This is a genomic window from Serratia sp. HMSC15F11 (assembly GCF_001808215.1).
GTDB lineage: Bacteria > Pseudomonadota > Gammaproteobacteria > Enterobacterales > Enterobacteriaceae > Serratia > Serratia nevei.
This window is the reverse complement of record NZ_KV792475.1, coordinates 31,823-56,415: the sequence shown is the minus strand read 5'-3', so window position 1 is coordinate 56,415 and position 24,593 is coordinate 31,823. Positions and strand designations below refer to the sequence as shown.

Sequence of the window (24,593 nt, the reverse complement as noted above, 5' to 3'; positions counted from 1 at the left end):
GCGATGCAGGATAGCGGGCGGCAGGCCGCCCGCATGACGCATTACTTCGCCGCCAGGCGCTTTTCAATCGCGTCCATCAGCATGCCGGTAATCGAGATAGGGAATGCCGCCTCAATTTCGCGCGCGCAGGTTGGGCTGGTCACGTTGATTTCGGTCAGGCGATCGCCGATCACGTCCAGGCCGACGAAGATCAGCCCTTTCTCTTTCAGCGTCGGGGCGACGGCGCGGGCGATTTTCCAGTCGCTCTCGCTCAGCGGGCGCGCTTCGCCACGGCCGCCGGCCGCCAGGTTGCCACGGGTCTCGCCTTGCGCCGGAATGCGCGCCAGGCAGTAAGGCACCGGCTCGCCGTCGACGACCAGGATGCGTTTGTCACCGTCCTTGATCGCCGGCAGGAAGTTCTGCGCCATGCAGAAACGGCTGCCGTGTTCGGTCAGGGTTTCGATGATCACCGACAGGTTAGGATCGTCCTGCTTCACGCGGAAGATAGACGCGCCGCCCATGCCGTCCAGCGGTTTCAGGATGACGTCGCCGTGCTGCTGGTGGAATTTGCGAATGTGCGCGGCGCTGCGGCTGACCAGCGTGTCCGGCGTCAGCTCTGGGAACCAGGCGGTGAACAGCTTTTCGTTGCAGTCGCGCAGGCTTTGCGGCTTGTTGACCACCAGCGTGCCTTTGACTTCGGCGCGTTCCAGAATGTAGGTCGCGTAGATGTATTCGGTATCGAACGGCGGATCCTTGCGCATCAGGATCACGTCCAGATCGTGCAGCGCCAAGTCCTGCTCGTTGCCAAAGCTGAACCAGTTCTCCTTGTCTTCCTTCACGCTCAGCAGGCGGGTGCGGGCGCGCCCGTCACCGGCGTGCAGATAGAGATCGTTCATCTCCATGTAGTGCAGTTCGTAACCGCGGCGCTGCGCTTCGAGCAGCATGGCGAAGCTGGTGTCTTTCTTGATGTTGATGGAATCGATAGGATCCATCACGATGCCGAGCTTAATCATCTTTTCTCCTTTAACCCAGGTCGCCGAAGCGGACCTGCAGAGCGGTAATGGCGGTGAGCGCTGTGGTTTCGGTACGCAGCACGCGTGGCCCCAGCAGAATATCAGTAAATCCGTGGTTGGTGGTCATGGCGATTTCGTCGGCGGACAAACCGCCTTCCGGGCCGATCAGCAGGCGGACGCGGTCTACCGGCTGCGGCAGCGTGTTGATGCTGTGGCTGGCGCGCGGATGCAGGTTGAGCTTCAGGCTGCCGTCCTGCTCGGCGCACCAGGCTTCCAGCGACATCGCCTCGCGGATTTCGGGAATGCGGTTACGGCCGCACTGTTCGCAGGCGGCGATGGCGATCTTTTGCCATTGCTGGATTTTCTTCGCCAGACGCTCGCCGTCCAGTTTGACGCCGCAGCGCTCGGAAAACAGCGGGGTAATGACGTTGACGCCCAGCTCGATGGACTTCTGAATGGTGAACTCCATCTTCTCGCCGCGCGAGATCACCTGGCCCAGATGCAGGTTGAGCGGCGATTCGATGTCATCCACGCGGCCGTCGCCGAGGCGCACCAGCACGCTCTTTTTGTCCACCCGAACTATCTCGGCGTCGAACACCTGGTTGCTGCCGTCGAACAGCTGCAGCGCCTGGCCGGCGCTCATGCGCAGCACGCGGCCGACGTGGTTGGCGGCGTCTTCGCTCAGGGCGATCTCCGCCCGATCGGTCAACGGCTGCGGATGGTAAATGCGGGGTATGCGCATGGGTAGTCTGATCCTGACGAAACGGCGCCGCGGGTTGGCGGCGCCATGAAAGATAAAGGCTATAGTAGGTTAGCTTTTCCGCTGCTGACAAGCCTGTTGAATATAGGGGTTGTGGTTGCCCTGAACCTTGGCGATACGTGCTTCACGCTGACATTCCCATTGGCTCACCGGATATTGCCGGTTCCACACCTCGAACAGTTGGGTTTGCTGGCGTGACAGCCGCAGCTGGTAGCGATCGCGCATGTAGAAGTAGGTGCGGGCGATGGCGCCGCGGGCGCGGGCGGGTGGCTCCGCCTGTTTATTCTTGAAGTCCACCTTCATCGGGCATTGCCCATATTGGCCTTCACCGCCGTTCCATTGGCTGTACATGAAGTTATTGCGGTCGCCGTTCACTTCGCCGATCGCCGGCTGCAGGTTGTGCAGATCGGTTTCTATCTGGCGATAGGTGGCGTCTTTGTTGCAGTTCTTGCGGCCGCCGTCCTGCCAGCACTGCAGCTGGTGGCCGAACTGCCAGGCCGGCACCACGTGTTCCCATTCAATGCGCTGCGCGCGTTGGGCGTTTTTACGCACCTGATAGCCGCAGCCAGCGAGATCCGGGATGCCCTTCTTGCCTTGCCAGTCGATGCGGCAGCCGCAATAAAAACTGCCCGGCGCATCCTGGTTAATCTTGGCCGCCGCCGCCTTGGCCTGAGAAAAATTATTGATGCCGTGCGCCTGTACGGCGCCTGCGGCGAAAACCGCCATAAACAAAATTCTGCGAAGCATATTCCAAAACAGCTCAAAATTGGAAAAGCAGGCAGGGTAGCGGAACTTGCCGGCAGTGGCAAATGGCGATATTTGCTTGTTTTAACGTATAAATCGTTTAACTAAAGGTTCTCGGTAGCGAGAAATTTCAGTTTTTCGCCGCACCGGCGGCAGAGGTATTCGCTTTCGCCGCGCAGCACGCGGTTATGGCGGCGGATGGTGAGCTGGTGCTGCCCGCAGCCGCAGCGGTAGGGGAAGGTTTTGCTTTGCACCGAGGCGGTTTCGAAACGGTGAGTGCGGCTGGCGGGGGTCAGCAGTACGCTTTCCATCATCCAGCGCCATTCGCGGCCGTGCGGCGCCACCTGGCCGAATTGGCGAAACACCAGCAGGTGCGCCAGCTCGTGCGGCACCACTTCATCGATAAACGGCTGTTGGTTTTCCAGCAGCAGCACCGGGTTCAGACGGATTTCCCAGCTTTGCAGCCAGGCGGTGCCCGCGCTGGTGCCGCGTTGCTGATAGACGATGCTGGGTTCGGGGAACTCGACGGCAAAATGCCGGCGTGCCAACTGCAGCTTTTCTCGCAGGCAGCGCATCACCGCTTGCTGCAGCGCGATGGGGATTCTTGGTTTGTTCATTGCGGCCTAGCTTAAGCAATGGCGCGGCGGCTGACAATATGCCCCGGCCTAAATCCGCATCCGGCGCTTTCTTGGCGCTGTGCGCCGGTTTTTCGCCACATTGATAAGACGATCGCCGTCGATGGATTGTAATCAATGTGTTAACTGCGGGATAATAAAGCGTGCATGATGAGCCTGTACCCGCAGTTCTCACCGAACAAGGTTGAAACGCCGCCTGTGGTAATCCCTTACGCAAAGAGCAGTTATTTTGCGATTTGGCGCAATAACTGACTGATTAAAAATACGTAAGGTGGAGGCAGTTTTTTGACAAGGCGCCGAGCCGTGCGCCGCAAGTGTGAATTTAACGCAGCTGATGTTGCAAGTGAGAGATCAATGTCGAATAAACCGTTCCACTATCAAGATCCGTTCCCGCTGAAGAAAGACGATACCGAATACTACCTGCTGAGCCGCGACCACGTTTCCGTGAGCGAATTCGAAGGCCAGGAAATTCTGAAAGTTGCCCCTGAAGCGTTAACCCTGCTTGCCCAGCATGCGTTCCACGACGCGTCGTTCATGCTGCGCCCGGCGCACCAGCAGCAGGTGGCCGATATCCTCAAAGATCCGGACGCCAGCGAAAATGACAAGTACGTTGCGCTGCAATTTCTGCGTAACTCAGAAATCGCCGCCAAGGGTATTTTACCGACCTGCCAGGACACCGGCACGGCGATCATCGTCGGCAAAAAGGGCCAGCGCGTCTGGACCGGCGGCGGCGATGAAGAAGCGTTGTCGCGCGGGGTGTACAACACCTACATCGAAGAGAACCTGCGCTATTCGCAGAACGCCGCGCTGGATATGTACAAAGAGGTCAACACCGGTAGCAACCTGCCGGCGCAGATCGATCTCTACAGCGTGGACGGCGAAGAGTACAAGTTCCTGTGCATCGCCAAGGGCGGCGGTTCCGCCAACAAAACCTATCTGTATCAGGAAACCAAGGCGCTGCTGTCGCCGGGCAAACTGAAAAACTACCTGGTCGACAAGATGCGCACGTTGGGCACCGCGGCTTGCCCGCCGTACCACGTGGCGTTCGTCATCGGCGGCACCTCGGCGGAAGCGACGCTGAAAACCGTCAAGCTGGCCTCGACCAAGTATTACGATGGCCTGCCGACCGAAGGCAACGAGCATGGCCAGGCGTTCCGCGATCTGGAGCTCGAAGCGGAGCTGCTGCAAGAAGCGCAGAACCTGGGGCTGGGCGCGCAGTTCGGCGGCAAATACTTCGCGCACGATATCCGCGTGGTGCGCCTGCCGCGCCACGGCGCGTCCTGCCCGGTCGGCATGGGCGTCTCCTGCTCGGCGGACCGCAACATCAAAGGCAAGATCAACCGCGACGGCATCTGGCTGGAAAAACTGGAGCACAACCCGGGTAAATTCATTCCTCAGGAGTTGCGCCAGGCCGGGGAAGGCGAGGCGATCAAAGTCGATCTCAACCGCCCGATGGCAGAGATCCTCAAGCAGCTGTCGCAGTATCCGGTTTCCACCCGCCTGTCGCTGAGCGGCACCATCATCGTCGGCCGCGATATCGCGCACGCCAAGCTGAAAGAGCGTCTGGATCGTGGTGAAGGCCTGCCGCAGTACGTCAAGGATCACCCGATCTACTACGCCGGCCCGGCCAAAACGCCGGAGGGCTACGCGTCCGGTTCGCTGGGGCCAACCACCGCCGGGCGTATGGACTCTTACGTCGATCTGCTGCAATCCCACGGCGGCAGCATGATTATGCTGGCGAAAGGCAACCGTAGCCAGCAGGTGACGGATGCCTGCCACAAGCACGGCGGCTTCTATCTCGGCAGCATCGGCGGCCCGGCGGCGGTGCTGGCACAGCAGAGCATCAAGAGCCTGGAGTGCGTGGAGTATCCTGAGCTGGGCATGGAAGCGATCTGGAAAATCGAAGTGGAGGATTTCCCGGCGTTTATCCTGGTGGATGACAAAGGCAATGACTTCTTCCAGAAGATCCAGGCCGGTCAGTGCTCCAGCTGCCTGAAATAAGCGCGGCCCCCTTCACCGTCTACGGGCGGTGAAGGGGATTGTGTAAAGTCCTGTAGCCTGCTGGACGTCGAGTTTTAACCTGTATACCCTACGCGGATAGCACTAAAACTCGACTAATGGAATATCGGCAACAGAAGGTTCGGCAAGCACATGGGAACGCAGGAAAGTCATATCAAGGAATTGCTGGTCTGGATTGAAGATAACCTGACCAATCCGCTGTCGTTGGATATCGTTGCCGCCAAATCAGGCTATACGAAATGGTACCTGCAGCGCATGTTCAAAAAGCAGACCGGATTATCGTTAGCCTCGTACATCCGCGCTCGCCGCCTCTACCTTGCCGCCTTCGCCTTGCGTTTCACGCAGAAGAGCATCCTCGATATCTCGGTCGAATATCAGTTCGACAACCAGCAGACGTTTTCGCGCTGTTTCAAGAAACACTTTGCCGAATCGCCCAGCGTGTATCGCCATGCCCGCAAGCAGGACTTCAGCAATCTGGTGCGTTCGCTGGCGGCCAGCCAGCCCGGCGATATTCAGGTTGAGCGCGTCAGCATCGCCCGGGGGCAATATGTCTTTCACGGCAAGCAGTACGCTTATCACCTGGATATCGAGAAGCTGGACAAGTCGCACCTGCCACAGCGCAGCGCGCTGCGGGGGCAATTCTATACCTTGTTGGGCGAGCGCCCGACGCAAACCTATTCGTTTACCCAGCTGGTGCCGGACGGCGAGCGGGTCAGGGTCGATTATACCCTGGGCGTGACGACGGAATACCCGCTACGCGAAGGCGTGGTGCTGGAGCCGCTGCCGGAGATCCACGGCGAGTTTTGTCGTTTTCGCTATTCCGGCAAGCCGGTGGCGCTCAACGACCACATTATTCAGATCTACACGCAGGTGTTGCCCGAAATGGGGCTGGCCCGCGGTGACGGGCCGGATATTACGGTGTTCAGCTATTCGCTGAGCGGGAAAGAGGAACTGCATCTGGAGCTGCAGCATCTGGTGCCGGTGGTGCCGTTGCATTGATCCCGTCGGTGGCCGGCAGCCGGTTTTTTTGCTGCACGATTGCCGCCATCACCGCCAGGGCGATCTCCGCCGGGGTTTTGCTGCCCAGCGGCAGGCCGATCGGCGCATGGATGCGTTCCAGCTCCTGCGGCGTGAATTCGGCAATCTGCTGCAAACGCTGGCGCCGCCGCGCGCTGTTTCGGAGCGATCCCATGGCCCCAATGTAAAATGCCGGAGTGTGGATCGCTTCCATCAGCGTCAAGTCGTCCATGCGCGGATCGTGGGTCAGCGCCACGACGGCGGTATTGGCGTGGCAACCCCCATCCTCAATAAATTTGGCTGGAAACTGGCGCAGCAACGTCATGCCCGGCTTCAGTTCGGCGGCAAAGTTATCCAGTGCCTCCGGGCGGTTCTCGCACACCAGCACCTCAAACCCCAGCGCCATGGCGAAATCGGCACAGTACAGCGCCACGCTGGACAGCCCGGCGATCAGCAGGCGCGGCGCGGCCGCGATGTGCAGGGTGATCTGCTCGAGCCGGCGTTCGACCTGCGTGGCGCTGGTGAAGTGGCTTTGCTCGAGACTGTGGCAGGCGTTGGGCAGCGTCAGGCGTTTGATCAACGCGTGATGCCCTTCCAGCGCGCCGGCGATGCGTCGTAGGTAAGCGATGCTGCCTTCACCCGCCGGCAGGTATTCGATCAGCACGTCCAGCACGCCGCCGCAGGGCAGCGCCACGTTAGGCGTCATGCCGCCTTCGCCGTAACGGATCACTTGGCTGGCCGCCTGATACTCCCCGGCGGCCACGCGACGCAAAAAATCCTCCTCCACGCAGCCGCCCGACAGCGAACCGCTGTAGCGGCCGTCGCGGGTCGCCGCCATCAGCGCGCCCGGCGACCGCGGCGAAGAGCCGTAGGTACTGAGCACGGTGCATAACCAGACCGGCTGTTGCTGCAGCCAGCTTATCGCCTGGCTGATCACGGTGACATCAAGATGTTGCATAGGTGGGTTTACTCGTTGGCCGGGAGTTGCGATGGAAGATCAATATCTTGCACGACGCCGGGGTGCTCAAGCGGCAGCAGGTGCACTGCCGCGCCTTGCAGCAGTTCACGCGCGCCATTATCGCCGCGCAGTTGGCAAAGTGGTTTGCGCAATAGGGCGGAAAAGCCGACTGGATGACCGGGCTGTTGCGCATAGCTGGGGCGCACGATCGCGTGCTGCCGTAAGGCATCCGCCACCTGCCGGAAAACCTCGGCACCGACGAACGGCATATCGGCCAGGTGGATCAGCCAGCCCCGCCAGTGTGGCGTGGCCGCAACGCCTGCGGCTATCGAGTCGCCAAGACCCGCGCTGGCGAGCAGGGTGACCGGCACCTGGTTGGCGGCGCAGGCTGCCAGCACTGGCAGATTATCCGGCCGGGTCACCACCTGTACCGGCAGGCCGGAGGCCAATGCCTGGCGCAGGGTGTGTTCGAACAGCGATCGCCGTTCGCCCGCCGCATCGGCAAATCCAGCGTTCAATTTGTTGCCCTGGCCGCCGGCCTGAATAAAGCGCTCCCCGCGTCCGGCGGCGGTAATGACAATGCCCGTGGTCATGTTTGGAAGTCCGCGTTTGCGCAAATTATTTATTAGCCTACAAACTACCTGTGTTTTGCAAATGTTTTTTTGTTGAAAACATCCTGTTAATCATCACATAATTTTAGTTATAAGCATATGCTTATGACGTCTACGGCAAGGTCGTCAGCGTTTGCGCAACAACACCGCGAACAAAAACCAATTACAAGAAAGACGTGAAGGACTTATTTATGAGCAATTTCAACCCGTCGCGGCGCCGCTTTATCAAAAGCGCCGTGATTGCGGGGGTGTCTGTGTATCTCGCGCCCCTGTACAGCCGCGCCTATGCCGCGCTGTTCGAGCAAAAAATCCTCCAGTCACCCAACTGGGATCCGCAGACCAAACGCATCCGTTTCCGTATCGACGGCCGCGCCAAGGTCATGGGGCAGAAGGTGTTCGCGCGCGATATCCGCGCAGTGGACATGCCGCACTGGCCGCAGAAGCAGGCGCACGCCTTCATTCTGCGCGTCACCAAAGCCGATCGGCTGTTCGAAGGGGTCGATCTGTCGTTGTTGGGGGATGACCTGCAGCCGGATCGCTTGGTGACGGCGGAAGATCTGGCGCGCGACGGTCTGGCCTTCCCGGCGTTTTACGGTGACGACATGCTGCTGCCGAGCGGCAAAACCCCGGCCTATCTCGGCCAGGCGGTGGCGATCCTGATCTATCACGACTTCGCCCGTTTCCGCTTCGCTAAGGACAAGCTGAAATTCCGTGAGGAAACCATTAAATACGGCGCGGTCACCGGCCCGTTGGAGCGCGATCCCTGGGGCAGCTTCCGCTATGTGCGGGTGGGGGGCGAACAGCCGTTCGACGACGATCGCTTCTCCAGCCTGAAGGACACGCCAATCTTCCCGGTGTCGATGAAAAAACACCTGCCGGTGTGGCCGGAAGGGCGCGAGGGCGGCAAGCTGGATCAGGAAGGCATGCGCTATGCGGGCCTGATCGCCGACGAGATGGCCAATCCGCCGGCCGATTGGCTGGTGATGTCGCGCCGTTACACCACGCAGTCGATCGACACCTCGGCGCTGGAGCCGGACAACGCCAACGGCTGGTTCGACGCCGAGACGCAAACGCTGCATCTGGTGGTGCCGACCCAGTCGCCGCAGGAAGTGGCTGACGAAATGCCGCGCATGCTGGCCAAGCGCAACCCGCCGGTGAAACAGCTGATCCTGCATCCGTGCTACACCGTGGGCTACGGCTCGAAAGATCACTATAACTTCCCGTATTACGGCGCGGTGGCGGCGATGTACGGCGACGGCCACCCAGTGCGCTTGGCCAACGACCGCTTCGAGCAGTTCCAGACGGCGCTGAAGCGCCACGCGTTCGATATGAATTACCGCATCGCGGTGAACCGCCAGACCGGCGTCATGCAGTCGTTCCTCGGTGACATGACCGCGGACGGCGGCGGCCGCAGCAACTTTACCCCTTCGGTGGTGATGGTCGGCGCGACCGCCGCCCAGTCGATTTACTACTTCCCGAAAAGCGATCTGTCGTCGGTCGGGCTGGCCTCACGCGCTATTGACGCCGGCTCGGCGCGCGGTTACGGCACGCTGCAGAGCATGGCCGCCACCGAGATGATGGTGGATGAGCTGGCTGCCGAACTGAAGATCGATCCTATCGAATTCCGTCTGCGTAACGTGCTGAAATCCGGCATGAAAAATACTCAAGGGGCGATCCCGGCCGGTGCGATCCGTGCCGATGAAGTGCTGGAGAAGGCGGCGAAGCATGAGATGTGGCTCAAGCGCGCCGAACGCAAGGCCGAGTTTGAGAGCCGTCATCCCGGCAAACGCTATGGCGTTGGCTTTGGCTGCGTGCAGAAAGACTTCGGCACCGGGGCGGAAACCTCGTTCGCCCGGGTGGAGCTGAGCGAAGACGGCCGCATCACGCTGCATCACAGCGGCGCGGAGATGGGTACCGGCATGTCGACCTCGCAGTCGGTGCTGTGCGCACAGTGGCTGGGCAAACCGGCCGACGAAGCGCATTTCTCGGTCACCGACTGGTCGGTGCTGCCGATGGTCACCAGCGGCGATCCTTACCTGATGTCGCAGGCAGAGCAGGATAAGCTGCAAACCAACCCTAACTGGACGCCGAGCTACTGCTCGCCGTCCAGCGCCAGCAACTCGGCCTATTACTTCTCGCACAGCACCCGCGAAGCGGCGCGCCTGATTTTCGATCACGGCCTGTGGCCGGCGGCGATGGCGTTGTGGCAGGCCGGCATCGGCGGCGGCCAGGCGGCACCGCTGGTGGTGCGGCGTGAAGATGCGCGTTGGGTCGAGGGCGGCCTGACGGCGGCGGGCATGTCGGTGCTGAGCCTCGAGCTGCTGGCCAAGACGGCCTATCAGATGGGCGGCGTCACCGGCGCGGCGGTACACGTCTTCAACCGCTGGCAGTGGGCGGAGGCCGATTTTACGTTGAACGGCAAAAGCGAACGCTTGCCGATCGACGGCATGTCGCTGCGCAACGCCGGCGGTGAATTCAAACCGCTGGCGCGCGGGCAAGTCTACTACCCGCCAACCCAGCGTAACAATGCGGCAGTGACCTACTACAGCGCCGTTGGCACGCTGGCGGAAGTGGCGGTGGATATCGCCACCGGCCAGGTGGAATTGTTGAATCACCACTCGATTATGGAGTGCGGCAACCTGATCGTGCCGGAACTGGTTTCCGGCCAGCTGCAGGGCGGGCTGGCGATGGGGATCGGCCATGCGCTGCACGAATATTTACCGCTGTACGAAGACGGCCCGGGCAACGGCACCTGGAACTTCAACCGTTACCACCTGCCGCGCGCCAGCGACGTGGCGGTGTGGAAACAGAGCGGCGACATCCTGCCGGCGCTGTCGGAAACCGATCCGCCGAAAGGCATGGCGGAGGTGGTGATGATCCCGATCGTGGCCGCGTTGGTCAACGCCATCGCCGACGCCACCGGCCACCGTTTCCGTGATTTGCCCGTTCGTGCAGAAAATATTCGTGAGGTATTACAATGAGCATTAAAACCCAGCCGATCTCCCTGACCATCAACGAGAAGCAGTACGGCCCGATCGAGGTGCCGGAAGGCTTGATGATGATCGATTTCCTGCACGAGTACCTTGACCTGACCGGTTCGCGCCTCGGCTGCGGGCAGGGCATTTGCCACGCCTGCGTGGCGATCGTCGATCACCCGAGCGGCACCAGCGAAGAGGTACGCACCTGCATCACCGGCGCGCATTTCTTCAACGGCAAGAAAGTGCGTACCGTCGAAGGCCACGCCAAGGTGGACGAACAGGGCGAGGTGGTTGAGCTGTCGCCGATCCAGCAGGCGTTTCTGGAGCACTACAGCTTCCAGTGCGGCTACTGCACGCCGGGCTTCGTCAACGCCGCCACCATTTTCGTGGAAAAGCTCAAGCGTGAGCCTATCGCTCGCGAGCAGCTGGAAAGCGCCATTGAGCAGGCGCTGGACAGCCACATCTGCCGCTGCACCGGCTATGTGCGTTACTACGAAGCGGTGCGCGACGTGGTGCTGAAAACGCCGGGCCTGCTGAAGGAGACGGCGCAATGAAAAAACGTCTCGCAGTATTGATTTTGCTGGTGGCGATCGTGGTGATTGCGCTGCTGTGGTGGCGGGAAAACCGCCGTTACGACGGTCCGGTGCAGCAGGTAACCGCCGGCGCCGAACAGATCGCCCGCGGCCGCTATCTGGCGCAGGCCGCCGACTGCGCCGCCTGCCATACCGCCAGCGGCGGGGCGCCGTTGGCCGGCGGCTATCCGCTGGAAACGCCGTTCGGCACGATTTACGGCAGCAATCTGACGCCGTCGGCCGACCACGGCATCGGGCGCTGGACCAAGGACGACTTCTTCCTGGCGCTGACGCAGGGCGTGGCGCCGGGCGGGCGACACCTGTACCCGGCGATGCCTTACACCTCGTACAAGGGCATGTCGCGTCAGGATGCCGACGACATCTACGCTTACCTGATGACGCGCCCGGCGGTGGACGTCGCCATTCCGGCCAACGAGATGCCGTTCCCGTTCAACCAGCGCATGGCGCTGATCGGCTGGAACCTGCTGTTCCGCAGCCAGGATCCGCTGCCGGCCAGTTCGCAGGGCAACTCGCCGCAATGGCAGCGCGGCCGCTATCTGGCCGACGTGCTGGGGCACTGTGGCGAATGCCATACGCCGCGCGGTGCGCTGGGGCAGATGGATCTCGCCAAGCCGATGCAGGGCGGCGATCTCGGCCGCTTCATGGCGCCGGACATTACGCCGCACGGTCTGGCGCAGCGCGGCTGGACGCCGCAGGACGTCAGCCGCTTCCTCAGCACCGGCCTCGCGCCGCAGGGTTCCGCCTTCAGCGAGATGCACATGGTGGTGGATCTCAGTACCCGTCATTTAACGCCGGAAGACCACCAGGCGCTGGCGCTGTATCTGATGGGCGAGCAGCCGCCGGCGGCAGTGCCGGTGAAAATGGGCCAGGGCAGCGATACCGGGCGCATGGCCTACCTGGATCAGTGCGCCGGCTGCCATGCGCGTGAAGGCGAGGGCAAACCGCACGTAGCACCGGCGATGCGCGATAATGCCACGCTGCGCCAGGCGGACGGCAAGAACCTGATCGTGTCGGTGCTGGACGGCTTGCCGGCCCAGCAGTTCCCGAACGGTGAAAGCATGCAGAGTATGCCGGGCTTCGGCGAGCGGTTGAGCGATGCCGAAGTGGCGGAGCTGGTGAATTACCTGCGCGTGACCTGGGGCGGCTTGCCGGCGGACATCACCGCCGAGCAGGTGAAAGCGCTGCGCAAGTAAGCGGCGTTCAGGCAAAAAAATGGCCCGCATCTGCGGGCCATTTTATTGCGCGGTCACGGGGTTCAACGGCTGGTGACGCCGTCGACGCGTTGGCTGCGCTGTTTGATGGCGTAACCGGCGGCCAGGATCGCCACCCATACCGGGATCAGCAGCACCGAGATTTGAATGCCCGGCGTCAGGTACATGATCACCAGGATGCCGGTCATGAACAGCAGGCACAGGTAGTTGCTGAACGGGTACCAGAAGGCTTTGAACTTCGGCACCACGCCTTCGCGGTTTTTGGCGGCGCGGAACTTCAGGTGCGCCAGGCTGATCATCGCCCAGTTGATCACCAGCGCCGATACCACCAACGCCATCAGCAGTTCGAAGGCCCGCCCCGGGATCAGATAGTTAATCAGTACGCACAGCGCGGTGGCGAGGGCGGAAATGCCGATGGCTACCACCGGCACGCCGCGGCCGTCGACCTTCAGCAGGCTTTTCGGGCCGTTACCTTGTTGCGCCAGGCCGTACAGCATGCGGCTGTTGCAGTAGACGCAGCTGTTGTAAACCGACAGCGCGGCGGTGAGCACCACGATGTTCAGCACGGTCGCCACCAGGTTGCTGTTCAGCGCGTGGAAGATCAGCACGAACGGGCTGCCGCCTTCGACCACTTTGCCCCACGGGTACAACGACAGCAGAATGGCCAGTGAACCGATATAGAAAATCAGGATGCGGTAGATCACCTGATTGGTGGCTTTCGGAATGCTTTTTTGCGGGTTGTCGGCTTCGGCGGCGGTGATGCCGACCAGCTCAAGGCCGCCGAAGGAGAACATGATCACCGCCATCGCCATCACCAGGCCCATGACGCCGTTCGGGAAGAACCCGCCCTGCGCCCACAGGTTGGTGACGGTGGCCTCCGGGCCGCCCATGCCGCTGAACAGCAGATAGGCGCCGAACACGATCATGCCGATAATCGCCACCACCTTGATGATGGCGAACCAGAACTCCATCTCGCCGTAAACTTTGACGTTGGCCAGGTTGATGGCGTTGATCGCCAGGAAGAACACCGCGGCGGAGACCCAGGTGGGGATCTCCGGCCACCAGTACTGCACGTAGATGCCGACCGCGGTCAGCTCCGCCATCGCCACCAGGACATACAGCACCCAGTAGTTCCAGCCGGAAGCGAAGCCGGCGAAGTTGCCCCAGTATTTGTAGGCGAAGTGGCTGAAGGAACCGGCAACCGGCTCTTCCACCACCATTTCCCCCAGCTGGCGCATGATCAGAAACGCGATGAAGCCGCCGATGGCGTAACCGAGAATAACCGACGGGCCGGCCATTTTTATTGTTTGAGCGATACCGAGAAATAACCCGGTGCCGATTGCGCCACCTAAGGCGATGAGCTGAATATGGCGGTTTTTCAGGCCGCGTTTCAGCTGGTCACCATGCTGTTGACCATCCATCAATCTAACCCTCTGTCGTTGCGAATGACCACATGCCTGTAAAGCAGTGGTTACGATGTGTGTTTTGTTTTATTTACGGCGTTATATCTATTAATTCCACGGCGCCGCTACCGTTTGGCAGAGAATAATGTTATGCGCGTCAGTTTGCACCTGCTTTGTCGTGTGAGTGATTAAGATTGCAGCAGTTTAGGAAACAAAATGCGGGTTGTGTGACGGCAGGGGGGATTCAGTGCATGAAATAAGCAACAAATCACATAATGCGCAAAAATAACGTAGATCTGAACGGTGGGGTGCGTTCAAATAATGAACGAACCATCGTTGCGCTGCTCGCCAAATAGTCATTCATCAAAGCGTAATAACCATGCAATAAAACTTGGGCAAAAAGTTTGCACTCTTCCTTGCGTAAGGTTTGGTAAAAGTTAAATCCCCAACCCGGCGCGTAAATGGTAATACCATCACGGCGTTACCGGTTTGCAGCGGGGTTTTCAGCGGGGTGTTAAATGTGCGGGTAACCTGATTTCGATCAAGGCCCGTATGGACAGGAGGTGAATACTTTGTTACTTTACCGTCACGTTTTTGAAATTGGTATTACCAATTGACTCCGCGCCATTCGCAGAGAAGAATTCACTCATGGCCTACAGCAAAATCCGCCAACCCAAGTTGTCAGATGTTATCGAGCAACAGCTCGAATATCTGATCCTCGAGGGGACACTGCGCCCAGGCGAAAAACTGCCTCCGGAGCGCGAGCTGGCGAAACAATTTGATGTCTCCCGTCCTTCTCTGAGAGAGGCCATTCAGCGCCTGGAAGCGAAAGGGTTGCTCCTACGCCGTCAGGGCGGCGGCACCTTCGTGCAAACTAATCTGTGGCAGAGCTTCAGCGATCCGCTGGCCGAGCTGCTGGCCGACCATCCCGAATCACAGTTCGATCTGCTGGAAACCCGTCACGCGCTGGAAGGCATTGCCGCCTATTACGCGGCGCTGCGCGGCACCGATGAAGATCTGGCGCGCATCCGCGACTGCCACATCGTGATTCAACAGGCTCAAGACAGCGGCGATCTCGACGCCGAAGCCGATGCGGTCATGCAGTATCAAATCGCCGTGACCGAAGCTGCCCACAACGTTGTGTTACTTCACCTGCTACGCTGCATGGGGCCGATGCTGGAACAGAACGTGCGTCAGAACTTTGAATTGCTCTACTCGCGCCGTGAGATGTTGGCAAAAGTGAGCAGCCACCGCGCCGGAATTTTTGAGGCGATTGTGGCACGCGAGCCGGAAAAGGCCCGTGAAGCCTCGCATCGCCACTTGGCGTTTATCGAGGAAATCTTGCTGGATCTCAGCCGGGAGCATACTCGGCGCGAGAGATCGCTACGGCGTCTCCAGCAACGCAAGGATTAAGAGCTGTCCTCTTCAGGGTACACCAGCCTGCGGGGGTTAAGTTCGAGGTACTTAGTTAAGTACTTAAGCGGCAACTAAACTGATGGGCCTGTCTTCGTGTGTTTTTGCACAGAGCACAGGAAGACAGGCTCCAAACAAACCATTAGACAGATAAGGAATACCACCATGTCAGAACGTTTAAACAATGACGTGGATCCGATCGAAACCCGCGACTGGCTGCAGGCGATCGAATCGGTCATCCGTGAAGAGGGTGTTGAGCGAGCTCAGTTTCTGATTGATCAGGTATTGGGAGAAGCCCGTAAAGGCGGCGTTAACGTTGCGGCCGGTGCTGCAGCGCACAACTACGTCAACACCATCGCGGTAGAAGACGAACCGGCCTACCCAGGCAACCTGGATCTGGAACGCCGCATTCGTTCAGCGATCCGTTGGAACGCGATCATGACCGTTCTGCGCGCATCCAAAAAAGACCTGGAGCTGGGCGGCCACATGGCTTCCTTCCAGTCTTCCGCGACCTTCTATGAAGTCTGCTTTAACCACTTCTTCCGCGCACGCAACGAGAAAGACGGCGGCGACCTGGTGTACTTCCAGGGCCACATCTCTCCGGGCGTTTACGCGCGTGCCTTCCTTGAAGGCCGCCTGACCGAAGAACAAATGAATAACTTCCGTCAGGAAGTGCACGGCAATGGCCTGTCCTCTTACCCGCATCCTAAGCTGATGCCGGAATTCTGGCAGTTCCCGACCGTATCCATGGGCCTGGGCCCAATCAGCGCCATCTATCAGGCGAAGTTCCTGAAATACCTGGAACACCGCGGCCTGAAAGACACCTCTGAGCAGACCGTTTACGCCTTCCTGGGCGACGGCGAGATGGATGAGCCGGAATCCAAAGGTGCCATCACTATCGCGACCCGCGAGAAGCTGGACAACCTGGTGTTTGTCATCAACTGCAACCTGCAGCGCCTGGACGGCCCGGTTACCGGCAACGGCAAGATCATCAACGAACTGGAAGGCATCTTCTCCGGCGCAGGTTGGCAGGTGCTGAAAGTGATCTGGGGCGGCCGTTGGGACGAACTGCTGCGTAAAGACACCAGCGGTAAACTGGTTCAGCTGATGAACGAGACCCTGGACGGCGACTACCAGACCTTCAAATCCAAAGACGGCGCTTACGTGCGCGAGCACTTCTTCGGCCGTTACCCGGAAACCGCGGCGCTGGTCAAAGACATGACCGACGACGAAATCTGGGCGCTGAACCGTGGTGGTCACGATCCGAAGAAAATCTTCGCTGCACTGAAAAAAGCGCAGGACACCAAAGGCAAACCGACCGTTATCCTGGCCCACACCATCAAAGGTTACGGCATGGGTGAAACCGCGGAAGGTAAAAACATCGCTCACCAGGTGAAGAAAATGAACATGGAAGGGGTTCACCACTTCCGCGATCGTTTCAACGTGCCGGTTGCCGATGCTGACATCGAAAAACTGCCGTACATCACCTTCGAGAAAGACTCTGAAGAGTACAAATACCTGCACGAACGTCGCCAGGCGCTGAAAGGCTACGTGCCGACTCGTCTGCCGGAGTTCACCCAGAAGCTGGAAATGCCGGCGCTGGAAGATTTCAGCTCGCTGTTGGAAGAGCAGAACAAAGAGATCTCCACCACTATCGCCTTCGTGCGTGCCCTGAACGTGATGCTGAAGAACAAGTCGATCAAAGATCGCCTGGTGCCAATCATCGCCGACGAAGCGCGTACCTTCGGTATGGAAGGTCTGTTCCGTCAGATCGGTATCTACAGCCCGAACGGCCAGCAGTACACTCCGCAGGACCGTGAGCAGGTGGCTTACTACAAAGAAGACGAGAAAGGCCAAATCCTGCAGGAAGGCATCAACGAACTGGGCGCAGCCTCTTCCTGGCTGGCTGCAGCGACTTCCTACAGCACCAACGATCTGCCGATGATTCCGTTCTACATCTACTACTCGATGTTCGGTTTCCAACGTATCGGCGACCTGTGCTGGGCAGCGGGCGACCAACAGGCGCGCGGCTTCCTGATCGGCGGGACCTCGGGCCGTACTACTCTGAACGGCGAAGGTCTGCAGCACGAAGATGGCCACAGCCACATTCAGTCTCTGACCATCCCTAACTGCATCTCTTACGATCCGGCTTACGCGTACGAAGTGGCGGTCATTATGCACGACGGTCTGGTGCGCATGTATGGCGACAACCCAGAAAACGTGTACTACTACCTGACCACGCTGAACGAAAACTACCACATGCCTGCGATGCCGCAGGGTGCGGAAGAAGGTATCCGCAAGGGTATCTACAAGCTGGAAACGTTGGAAGGCAGCAAAGGCAAGGTACAGCTGCTGGGCTCCGGCGCCATCCTGCGCCACGTGCGCGAAGCTGCGCAGATCCTGGCGAAGGACTACGGCGTGGGTTCCGACACCTACAGCGTGACCTCGTTCACCGAACTGGCGCGCGACGGCCAGGACTGCGAGCGCTGGAACATGCTGCACCCAACCGAAACGCCACGCGTGCCTTACATCGCTCAGGTGATGAGCGACGCGCCGGCGGTAGCTTCTACCGACTACATGAAACTGTTCGCCGAACAGGTTCGTACTTATGTGCCGGCCAGCGATTATCGCGTACTGGGCACCGACGGCTTCGGTCGTTCGGACAGCCGCGAAAACCTGCGTCACCACTTCGAAGTCGATGCATCCTACGTGGTGGTTGCTGCTCTGGGTGAACTGGCTAAACGCGGTGAGATCGAAGCTTCTGTGGTTGCTGATGCAATCAAGAAATTCGACATCAACCCGGAAAAAGTTAACCCGCGTCTGGCCTAAGAGGTACTGAATAATGTCTATCGAAATCAACGTACCGGACATCGGTGCAGATGAAGTCGAAATCACCGAGATTCTGGTGAAGGTCGGCGATAAAGTTGAAGCGGAACAATCGCTGATCACCGTGGAAGGCGACAAGGCTTCCATGGAAGTGCCATCCCCGCAGGCGGGCGTGGTGAAAGAGATCAAAGTGGCGGTCGGCGATAAAACCGAAACCGGCAAACTGATCATGATCTTCGAAGCGGCAGGCGCAGCGGAAGCTGCACCGGCGGCGAAAGCGGAAGAAAAACCGGCAGCAGCAGCAGCTGCCCCGGCCGCCGCTGCGGCCAAAGACGTTGCCGTGCCGGACATCGGCGCCGACGAAGTCGAAGTGACCGAGATCCTGGTGAAAGTGGGCGACAAGGTGGAAGCCGAGCAGTCCCTGATCACCGTGGAAGGCGACAAGGCTTCCATGGAAGTCCCTGCGCCGTTCGCAGGCACCGTGAAAGAGATCAAGATCGCGACCGGCGACAAAGTGAAAACCGGTTCCCTGATCATGGTGTTCGAAGTGGCCGGCGCCGCTTCCGCTGCGGCCCCGGCTGCGGCGCAAGCCCCTGCCGCCGCTGCAGCGCCTGCGGCCTCTGCGGCCAAAGACGTCGCCGTGCCGGATATCGGCGGTGACGAAGTCGAAGTGACCGAAGTGATGGTTAAGGTGGGCGACAAGGTTGCCGCCGAGCAGTCTCTGATCACCGTGGAAGGCGACAAGGCTTCCATGGAAGTCCCTGCGCCGTTCGCAGGCACCGTGAAAGAGATCAAGATCGCGACCGGCGACAAAGTGAAAACCGGCTCCCTGATCATGGTGTTCGAAGTGGAAGGCGCTGCGCCTGCCGCTGCCGCCGCTCCAGCCGCTAAAGCGGAAGCAGCGCCGGCTCCGGCCGCTGCTAAAGCCGCCGCTCCGGCTGCGAAAGCTGACGACAAAGGCGAGTTCGCCGAGAACGCGGCATACGTGCACGCGACCCCGGTCATTCGTCGTCTGGCGCGTGAATTCGGCGTTAACCTGGCGAAAGTGAAAGGCACCGGTCGTAAAGGCCGTATCCTGCGCGAAGACGTTCAGACTTACGTGAAAGACGCGGTGAAACGCGCTGAAGCGGCTCCGGCCGCTGCCGGCGGCGGTCTGCCAGGCATGCTGCCATGGCCGAAAGTGGACTTCAGCAAGTTCGGCGAGATCGAAGAAGTCGAAATGGGCCGCATCCAGAAGATCTCTGGCGCGAACCTGAGCCGCAACTGGGTGATGATCCCGCACGTGACTCACTTCGACAAAACCGACATCACCGATCTGGAAGCGTTCCGCAAGCAGCAGAACGAAGAAGCGGCCAAGCGCAAGCTGGATGTGAAGTTCACGCCTGTCGTGTTCATCATGAAAGCCGTCGCTGCCGCTCTGGAGCAGATGCCGCGCTTCAACAGCTCGCTGTCCGAAGATGGCCAGAAGCTGACGCTGAAGAAATACATCAACATCGGCGTGGCGGTAGATACCCCGAACGGTTTGGTGGTTCCAGTGTTCAAGGACGTGAACAAGAAGAGCATCACCGAGCTGTCTCGCGAACTGATGGCCATCTCCAAGAAAGCACGCGACGGCAAGCTGACCGCGGGCGAGATGCAGGGCGGCTGCTTCACCATCTCCAGCCTGGGCGGCATCGGGACGACCCACTTCGCGCCGATCGTCAACGCGCCGGAAGTGGCTATCCTGGGCGTCTCCAAGTCTGCGATGGAGCCGGTCTGGAACGGTAAAGAGTTCATGCCGCGCCTGATGATGCCGATGTCGCTGTCCTTCGACCACCGCGTTATCGACGGTGCCGATGGTGCGCGCTTCATCACCATCATCAACAACATGTTGTCCGACATTCGCCGTCTGGTGATGTAATGCAAAAGGGGCGCAGCATGCTGCGCCCCTGACGATTCTGTAGCAGTTTTGTCGGATTTTGCACAACTCGACAAAATTGTTGAGACACGGGTCACTCGAACACGCTTTGCAGATTATTAACAATTCTGTAAACTGCTCGCGGTGTAAGCGTCCCGGTGGATGAAGGGCGTTATGAGATCGATTAGCAATAAAAATGACGTCTGACCCGCCGGACAATCAATTAAGAGGTCATGATGAGTACTGAAATTAAAACTCAGGTCGTGGTACTTGGGGCGGGCCCGGCAGGTTACTCTGCAGCCTTTCGTTGCGCTGACTTAGGTCTTGAAACCGTTCTGGTTGAACGTTATTCCACTCTGGGCGGGGTTTGCCTGAACGTGGGATGTATCCCTTCCAAAGCACTGCTGCACGTTGCCAAAGTGATCGAAGAAGCCAAAGCGCTGGCCGAACACGGCATCGTTTTCGGCGAGCCGAAAACCGACATCGACAAAGTGCGCGTCTGGAAAGAAAAAGTCATCACTCAGCTGACCGGCGGTCTGGCTGGCATGGCGAAAGGCCGTAAAGTGAAAGTGGTCAACGGCCTGGGCAAGTTCACCGGCGCTAACACCCTGGTTGTGGAAGGCGAAAACGGCCCAACCACCATCAACTTCGACAACGCCATCATCGCTGCAGGTTCTCGTCCGATCCAACTGCCATTCATTCCTCATGAAGATCCACGCGTGTGGGATTCTACCGATGCGCTGGAACTGAAAACCGTCCCAGAGCGTCTGCTGGTTATGGGCGGCGGCATCATCGGCCTGGAAATGGGCACCGTATACCATGCGCTGGGTTCACAGATCGACGTTGTTGAAATGTTCGATCAGGTCATCCCGGCGGCAGATAAAGACGTGGTGAAAGTCTTCACCAAACGTATCAGCAAGCAGTTCAACCTGATGCTGGAAACCAAAGTGACCGCGGTAGAAGCCAAAGAAGACGGCATCTACGTCACGATGGAAGGTAAAAAAGCGCCGGCAGAACCACAGCGTTACGACGCGGTGCTGGTGGCGATCGGCCGCGTGCCGAACGGCAAACTGCTGGATGCCGGCAAAGCCGGTGTTGAAGTTGACGAGCGTGGCTTCATCAACGTCGACAAACAGCTGCGCACCAACGTGCCGCACATCTTCGCTATCGGCGACATCGTCGGTCAGCCGATGCTGGCGCACAAAGGCGTGCACGAAGGCCACGTTGCCGCGGAAGTTATCGCCGGCATGAAGCACTACTTCGATCCGAAAGTGATCCCATCCATCGCTTACACCGAGCCGGAAGTGGCATGGGTGGGTCTGACCGAGAAAGAAGCGAAAGAGAAAGGCATCAGCTACGAAACCTCCACCTTCCCGTGGGCGGCTTCCGGCCGTGCGATCGCTTCCGACTGTGCAGACGGCATGACCAAACTGATCTTCGACAAAGAAACTCACCGCATCATCGGTGGCGCGATTGTCGGCACCAACGGCGGCGAGCTGCTGGGTGAAATCGGTCTGGCTATCGAGATGGGCTGCGACGCGGAAGACATCGCGCTGACCATCCACGCTCACCCGACCCTGCACGAATCCGTGGGCCTGGCGGCGGAAATCTACGAAGGCAGCATCACCGATCTGCCTAACCCGAAAGCCAAGAAGAAGTAATTCTGCTGGCTTGACCGGTTAACCAGCGGCTCCTGAAAAGGGGCCGTTTTTTTTGCTCAAACTCAGAAAGCGGTATTTTTGTGGCCGCTGCGCCAAATTCCGATCCCCCTGCTTATATCCACTCTAATTATATGGATATAATGCCCTGCTAGTCCGGCAGCCGATTACGCTGCGCTCAACGATTCAGCAAAGATTTAATGTTGCTTTTATGTGAACGAATTAACAACCGTTTCAAATCCTGATATGCTGGCTGAGCGGAACCGGGCACTGTACCTTACAGTCCAGGACATCGACAGCAGTGCCCCGTCAGGATAGATGGCATCTATATCGCCGTGCGCTCTACCCATCAGTCTTTCATGCTGTAACGCTGTTTGACCGTGCTTGTTTGCCCCAATCACCGTTTCGGGGCCTTTACGGGCCGTTCGCCTAGCCACAGAGTGAAACCCCAAGGGTATAAACCCGGTTTGCATATACGCCAGGCACAATAAATGACAATGAGAGCGAGGAGAACGTCGTGCTAGAAGAATACCGTAAGCACGTAGCCGAGCGTGCTGCTGAGGGCATCGCCCCTAAGCCGCTAGACGCCACCCAAATGGCCGCGCTGGTCGAACTACTGAAGAATCCGCCAAAAGGCGAAGAAGAATTCCTGTTAGACCTGCTGATTAACCGTGTTCCACCGGGCGTCGACGAAGCCGCCTACGTCAAAGCAGGTTTCCTGGCGGCCATCGCCAAAGGCGAAGCGACATCCCCCCTGGTTACCCCCGAGAAAGCCATTGAACTGTTAGGCACCATGCAGGGCGGCTATAACATTCATCCGCTGATCGACGCCCTGGACAACGAAAAGCTGGCGCCTATCGCCGCGAAAGCGCTGTCCCACACCCTGCTGATGTTCGACAACTTCTACGACGTGGAAGATAAGGCCAAGGCCGGTAACCCGCACGCCAAGCAGATTATGCAGTCCTGGGCCGACGCCGAATGGTACCTGTCGCGCCCTGAGCTGGCGGAAAAGATCACCGTCACCGTGTTCAAAGTCACCGGCGAAACCAACACCGACGACCTTTCTCCGGCGCCGGACGCCTGGTCGCGCCCGGATATCCCGCTGCACGCGCTGGCGATGCTGAAAAACGAACGTGAAGGCATCGTGCCGGATCAGCCGGGCAGCGTCGGCCCGATCAAACAGATCGAGCTGCTGAACAAGAAAGGCTTCCCGCTGGCCTACGTCGGCGACGTGGTCGGCACCGGCTCTTCCCGTAAATCCGCCACCAACTCCGTGCTGTGGTTTATGGGCGACGACATCCCGCACGTGCCGAACAAGCGCGGCGGCGGCGTGGTGCTGGGCGGCAAGATTGCGCCTATCTTCTTCAACACCATGGAAGATGCCGGCGCCTTGCCAATCGAAGTGGATGTGTCCGAGCTGAACATGGGCGACGTGATCGACGTTTACCCGTACAAAGGTGAAGTGCGCAACCACGAAACCGGCGCGCTGATCGCCAACTTCGAGCTGAAAACCGACGTGCTGCTGGATGAAGTGCGCGCCGGCGGCCGTATCCCGCTGATCATCGGCCGCGGCCTGACCACCAAGGCGCGCGAAGCGCTGGGTCTGCCGCACAGCGACGTGTTCCGTATCGCCAAACCGGTTGCCGCGAGCAGCAAAGGCTTCTCGCTGGCGCAGAAAATGGTCGGCCGCGCCTGCGGCGTCGCCGGCATTCGCCCTGGCGAGTACTGCGAACCGAAGATGACCTCCGTCGGTTCTCAGGACACCACCGGCCCGATGACCCGCGATGAGCTGAAAGACCTGGCCTGCCTCGGCTTCTCCGCCGATCTGGTCATGCAGTCGTTCTGCCATACCGCCGCGTATCCGAAACCGGTCGACGTGACCACGCACCACACGCTGCCTGACTTCATCATGAACCGCGGCGGCGTCTCGCTGCGTCCGGGCGACGGCGTGATCCACTCCTGGTTGAACCGCATGCTGCTGCCTGACACCGTCGGCACCGGCGGCGATTCCCACACCCGCTTCCCGATCGGCATCTCCTTCCCGGCCGGTTCCGGCCTGGTGGCGTTTGCCGCCGCGACCGGCGTAATGCCGCTGGATATGCCTGAGTCGGTGCTGGTGCGCTTCAAAGGCAAAATGCAGCCGGGCATCACCCTGCGCGATCTGGTGCACGCTATCCCTTACTACGCGATCCAGCAAGGCTTGCTGACCGTCGAGAAGAAGGGCAAGAAAAACATCTTCTCCGGCCGCATTCTGGAGATCGAAGGTCTGCCGGATCTGAAGGTCGAGCAGGCGTTTGAGCTGACCGATGCCTCCGCCGAGCGTTCCGCCGCCGGTTGTACCATCAAGCTGGACAAGGCGCCGATCGAAGAGTACCTGAACTCCAACATCGTGCTGCTGAAGTGGATGATCTCCGAAGGCTACGGCGATCGCCGTACGCTGGAGCGCCGTATTCAGGGCATGGAAAAATGGCTGGCGGATCCGCAGCTGCTGGAAGGCGATGCGGATGCGGAATACGCGGCGGTGATCGACATCGATCTGAACGAGATCAAAGAGCCGATCCTGTGCGCGCCGAACGATCCTGACGATGCACGCCTGCTGTCCGACGTGGCCAACAGCAAAATCGATGAAGTGTTCATCGGTTCTTGCATGACCAACATCGGGCACTTCCGCGCGGCCGGCAAGCTGCTGGATCAGCATAAGGGCCAGCTGCCGACCCGTCTGTGGGTGGCGCCGCCAACCAAGATGGACGCGGCTCAGCTGACCGAAGAAGGCTACTACAGCGTCTTCGGCAAGAGCGGTGCGCGCATCGAGATCCCGGGCTGCTCGCTGTGTATGGGCAACCAGGCGCGCGTGGCGGACGGTGCGACGGTGGTCTCC

At 59.7% G+C, this 24,593-nt stretch carries 17 protein-coding genes; 10 read left to right on the top strand and 7 right to left on the bottom strand.

Features of this window, described 5'->3' with window-relative positions:
- Positions 1–41: 41 nt before the first annotated feature.
- From gshB to HMPREF3138_RS15970, 4 genes are all read right to left on the bottom strand, one after another.
- Positions 42–992 (bottom strand): glutathione synthase, encoded by a 951-nt coding sequence (gene gshB / locus HMPREF3138_RS15985; RefSeq protein WP_038879277.1) that lies wholly within the window; start codon positions 990–992, stop codon positions 42–44.
- A 10-nt stretch (positions 993–1,002) separates the two neighbouring features.
- On the bottom strand, positions 1,003–1,734 hold the full coding sequence (gene rsmE, locus HMPREF3138_RS15980; protein WP_033635938.1) for a 16S rRNA (uracil(1498)-N(3))-methyltransferase: 732 nt from the start codon (positions 1,732–1,734) through the stop codon (positions 1,003–1,005).
- A gap of 69 nt (positions 1,735–1,803) precedes the next feature.
- Positions 1,804–2,499, bottom strand: a complete 696-nt coding sequence (gene endA, locus HMPREF3138_RS15975) for a deoxyribonuclease I (RefSeq protein WP_038879275.1) — start codon at positions 2,497–2,499, stop codon at positions 1,804–1,806.
- Positions 2,500–2,600: 101 nt separating this feature from the next.
- Positions 2,601–3,113, bottom strand: a complete 513-nt coding sequence (locus HMPREF3138_RS15970) for a SprT family zinc-dependent metalloprotease (RefSeq protein WP_038879273.1) — start codon at positions 3,111–3,113, stop codon at positions 2,601–2,603.
- Between the two features lie 372 nt (positions 3,114–3,485).
- On the opposite strand from HMPREF3138_RS15970, the gene fumA reads away from it, so the two are divergent.
- Positions 3,486–5,132 carry a class I fumarate hydratase FumA gene (gene fumA, locus HMPREF3138_RS15965; RefSeq protein WP_004937467.1) on the top strand — a complete coding sequence of 549 codons (1,647 nt, stop codon included), beginning with the start codon at positions 3,486–3,488 and terminating at the stop codon, positions 5,130–5,132.
- Between the two features lie 150 nt (positions 5,133–5,282).
- Entirely contained in the window at positions 5,283–6,149 is an 867-nt protein-coding gene (locus HMPREF3138_RS15960) for a helix-turn-helix domain-containing protein (protein ID WP_038879270.1), read from the top strand.
- Here the strand turns inward: HMPREF3138_RS15960 and HMPREF3138_RS15955 are convergent.
- A complete protein-coding gene (locus HMPREF3138_RS15955) occupies positions 6,073–7,125 on the bottom strand; it encodes an XdhC family protein (RefSeq protein ID WP_038879267.1) in 1,053 nt (350 codons plus the stop codon). The genes HMPREF3138_RS15960 and HMPREF3138_RS15955 overlap by 77 nt on opposite strands.
- Positions 7,126–7,133: 8 nt before the next feature.
- A complete protein-coding gene (locus HMPREF3138_RS15950) occupies positions 7,134–7,718 on the bottom strand; it encodes a nucleotidyltransferase family protein (RefSeq protein ID WP_038879264.1) in 585 nt (194 codons plus the stop codon).
- A gap of 209 nt (positions 7,719–7,927) precedes the next feature.
- Between HMPREF3138_RS15950 and HMPREF3138_RS15945 the strand changes: the two genes are divergently transcribed.
- Genes HMPREF3138_RS15945 through HMPREF3138_RS15935 form a run of 3 tightly spaced genes read left to right on the top strand, consistent with a single transcriptional unit; the run spans position 7,928 to position 12,500 of the window.
- Positions 7,928–10,717 carry a xanthine dehydrogenase family protein molybdopterin-binding subunit gene (locus HMPREF3138_RS15945; protein ID WP_038879262.1) on the top strand — a complete coding sequence of 930 codons (2,790 nt, stop codon included), beginning with the start codon at positions 7,928–7,930 and terminating at the stop codon, positions 10,715–10,717.
- Positions 10,714–11,268 carry a (2Fe-2S)-binding protein gene (locus HMPREF3138_RS15940; protein WP_038879260.1) on the top strand — a complete coding sequence of 185 codons (555 nt, stop codon included), beginning with the start codon at positions 10,714–10,716 and terminating at the stop codon, positions 11,266–11,268. Before HMPREF3138_RS15945 ends, HMPREF3138_RS15940 begins: the two co-directional genes overlap by 4 nt.
- On the top strand, positions 11,265–12,500 hold the full coding sequence (locus tag HMPREF3138_RS15935) for a cytochrome c (RefSeq protein WP_038883738.1): 1,236 nt from the start codon (positions 11,265–11,267) through the stop codon (positions 12,498–12,500). Before HMPREF3138_RS15940 ends, HMPREF3138_RS15935 begins: the two co-directional genes overlap by 4 nt.
- 62 nt (positions 12,501–12,562) lie before the next feature.
- On the opposite strand, the gene HMPREF3138_RS15930 is transcribed toward HMPREF3138_RS15935, so the two are convergent.
- Complete coding sequence (locus HMPREF3138_RS15930) at positions 12,563–13,939, bottom strand: amino acid permease (RefSeq protein WP_070559173.1); 1,377 nt, start codon at positions 13,937–13,939, stop codon at positions 12,563–12,565.
- Between the two features lie 630 nt (positions 13,940–14,569).
- Between HMPREF3138_RS15930 and pdhR the strand changes: the two genes are divergently transcribed.
- The 5 genes from pdhR to acnB form a co-directional block, all read left to right on the top strand.
- Positions 14,570–15,334: a pyruvate dehydrogenase complex transcriptional repressor PdhR gene (pdhR, locus tag HMPREF3138_RS15925; RefSeq protein WP_004937490.1), complete on the top strand. Its 765-nt coding sequence runs from the start codon at positions 14,570–14,572 to the stop codon at positions 15,332–15,334.
- 165 nt (positions 15,335–15,499) lie between these two features.
- Positions 15,500–18,163, top strand: a complete 2,664-nt coding sequence (gene aceE, locus HMPREF3138_RS15920) for a pyruvate dehydrogenase (acetyl-transferring), homodimeric type (protein ID WP_004937495.1) — start codon at positions 15,500–15,502, stop codon at positions 18,161–18,163.
- A gap of 13 nt (positions 18,164–18,176) precedes the next feature.
- Complete coding sequence (aceF, locus tag HMPREF3138_RS15915; RefSeq protein ID WP_019456076.1) at positions 18,177–20,060, top strand: pyruvate dehydrogenase complex dihydrolipoyllysine-residue acetyltransferase; 1,884 nt, start codon at positions 18,177–18,179, stop codon at positions 20,058–20,060.
- Between the two features lie 233 nt (positions 20,061–20,293).
- Positions 20,294–21,718, top strand: coding sequence for a dihydrolipoyl dehydrogenase (lpdA, locus tag HMPREF3138_RS15910; RefSeq protein WP_004937500.1), 1,425 nt, complete (start codon positions 20,294–20,296; stop codon positions 21,716–21,718).
- A 514-nt stretch (positions 21,719–22,232) separates the two neighbouring features.
- Positions 22,233–24,593: bifunctional aconitate hydratase 2/2-methylisocitrate dehydratase (gene acnB / locus HMPREF3138_RS15905; protein WP_246828728.1), on the top strand; the 2,361-nt coding region annotated here is incomplete at its 3' end.

Excerpts from the sequence above, each read along its gene's own strand:
- HMPREF3138_RS15930 (WP_070559173.1), bottom strand. The coding sequence starts at position 13,939 with ATGGATGGTCAACAGCATGGTGACCAGCTGAAACGCGGCCTGAAAAAC.
- aceF (WP_019456076.1), top strand. The coding sequence starts at position 18,177 with ATGTCTATCGAAATCAACGTACCGGACATCGGTGCAGATGAAGTCGAA.
- gshB (WP_038879277.1), bottom strand. The coding sequence starts at position 992 with ATGATTAAGCTCGGCATCGTGATGGATCCTATCGATTCCATCAACATC.
- rsmE (WP_033635938.1), bottom strand. The coding sequence starts at position 1,734 with ATGCGCATACCCCGCATTTACCATCCGCAGCCGTTGACCGATCGGGCG.
- HMPREF3138_RS15935 (WP_038883738.1), top strand. The coding sequence starts at position 11,265 with ATGAAAAAACGTCTCGCAGTATTGATTTTGCTGGTGGCGATCGTGGTG.
- fumA (WP_004937467.1), top strand. The coding sequence starts at position 3,486 with ATGTCGAATAAACCGTTCCACTATCAAGATCCGTTCCCGCTGAAGAAA.
- HMPREF3138_RS15970 (WP_038879273.1), bottom strand. The coding sequence starts at position 3,113 with ATGAACAAACCAAGAATCCCCATCGCGCTGCAGCAAGCGGTGATGCGC.
- pdhR (WP_004937490.1), top strand. The coding sequence starts at position 14,570 with ATGGCCTACAGCAAAATCCGCCAACCCAAGTTGTCAGATGTTATCGAG.
- endA (WP_038879275.1), bottom strand. The coding sequence starts at position 2,499 with ATGCTTCGCAGAATTTTGTTTATGGCGGTTTTCGCCGCAGGCGCCGTA.
- HMPREF3138_RS15960 (WP_038879270.1), top strand. The coding sequence starts at position 5,283 with ATGGGAACGCAGGAAAGTCATATCAAGGAATTGCTGGTCTGGATTGAA.
- HMPREF3138_RS15945 (WP_038879262.1), top strand. The coding sequence starts at position 7,928 with ATGAGCAATTTCAACCCGTCGCGGCGCCGCTTTATCAAAAGCGCCGTG.
- HMPREF3138_RS15950 (WP_038879264.1), bottom strand. The coding sequence starts at position 7,718 with ATGACCACGGGCATTGTCATTACCGCCGCCGGACGCGGGGAGCGCTTT.
- HMPREF3138_RS15940 (WP_038879260.1), top strand. The coding sequence starts at position 10,714 with ATGAGCATTAAAACCCAGCCGATCTCCCTGACCATCAACGAGAAGCAG.
- aceE (WP_004937495.1), top strand. The coding sequence starts at position 15,500 with ATGTCAGAACGTTTAAACAATGACGTGGATCCGATCGAAACCCGCGAC.
- HMPREF3138_RS15955 (WP_038879267.1), bottom strand. The coding sequence starts at position 7,125 with ATGCAACATCTTGATGTCACCGTGATCAGCCAGGCGATAAGCTGGCTG.
- lpdA (WP_004937500.1), top strand. The coding sequence starts at position 20,294 with ATGAGTACTGAAATTAAAACTCAGGTCGTGGTACTTGGGGCGGGCCCG.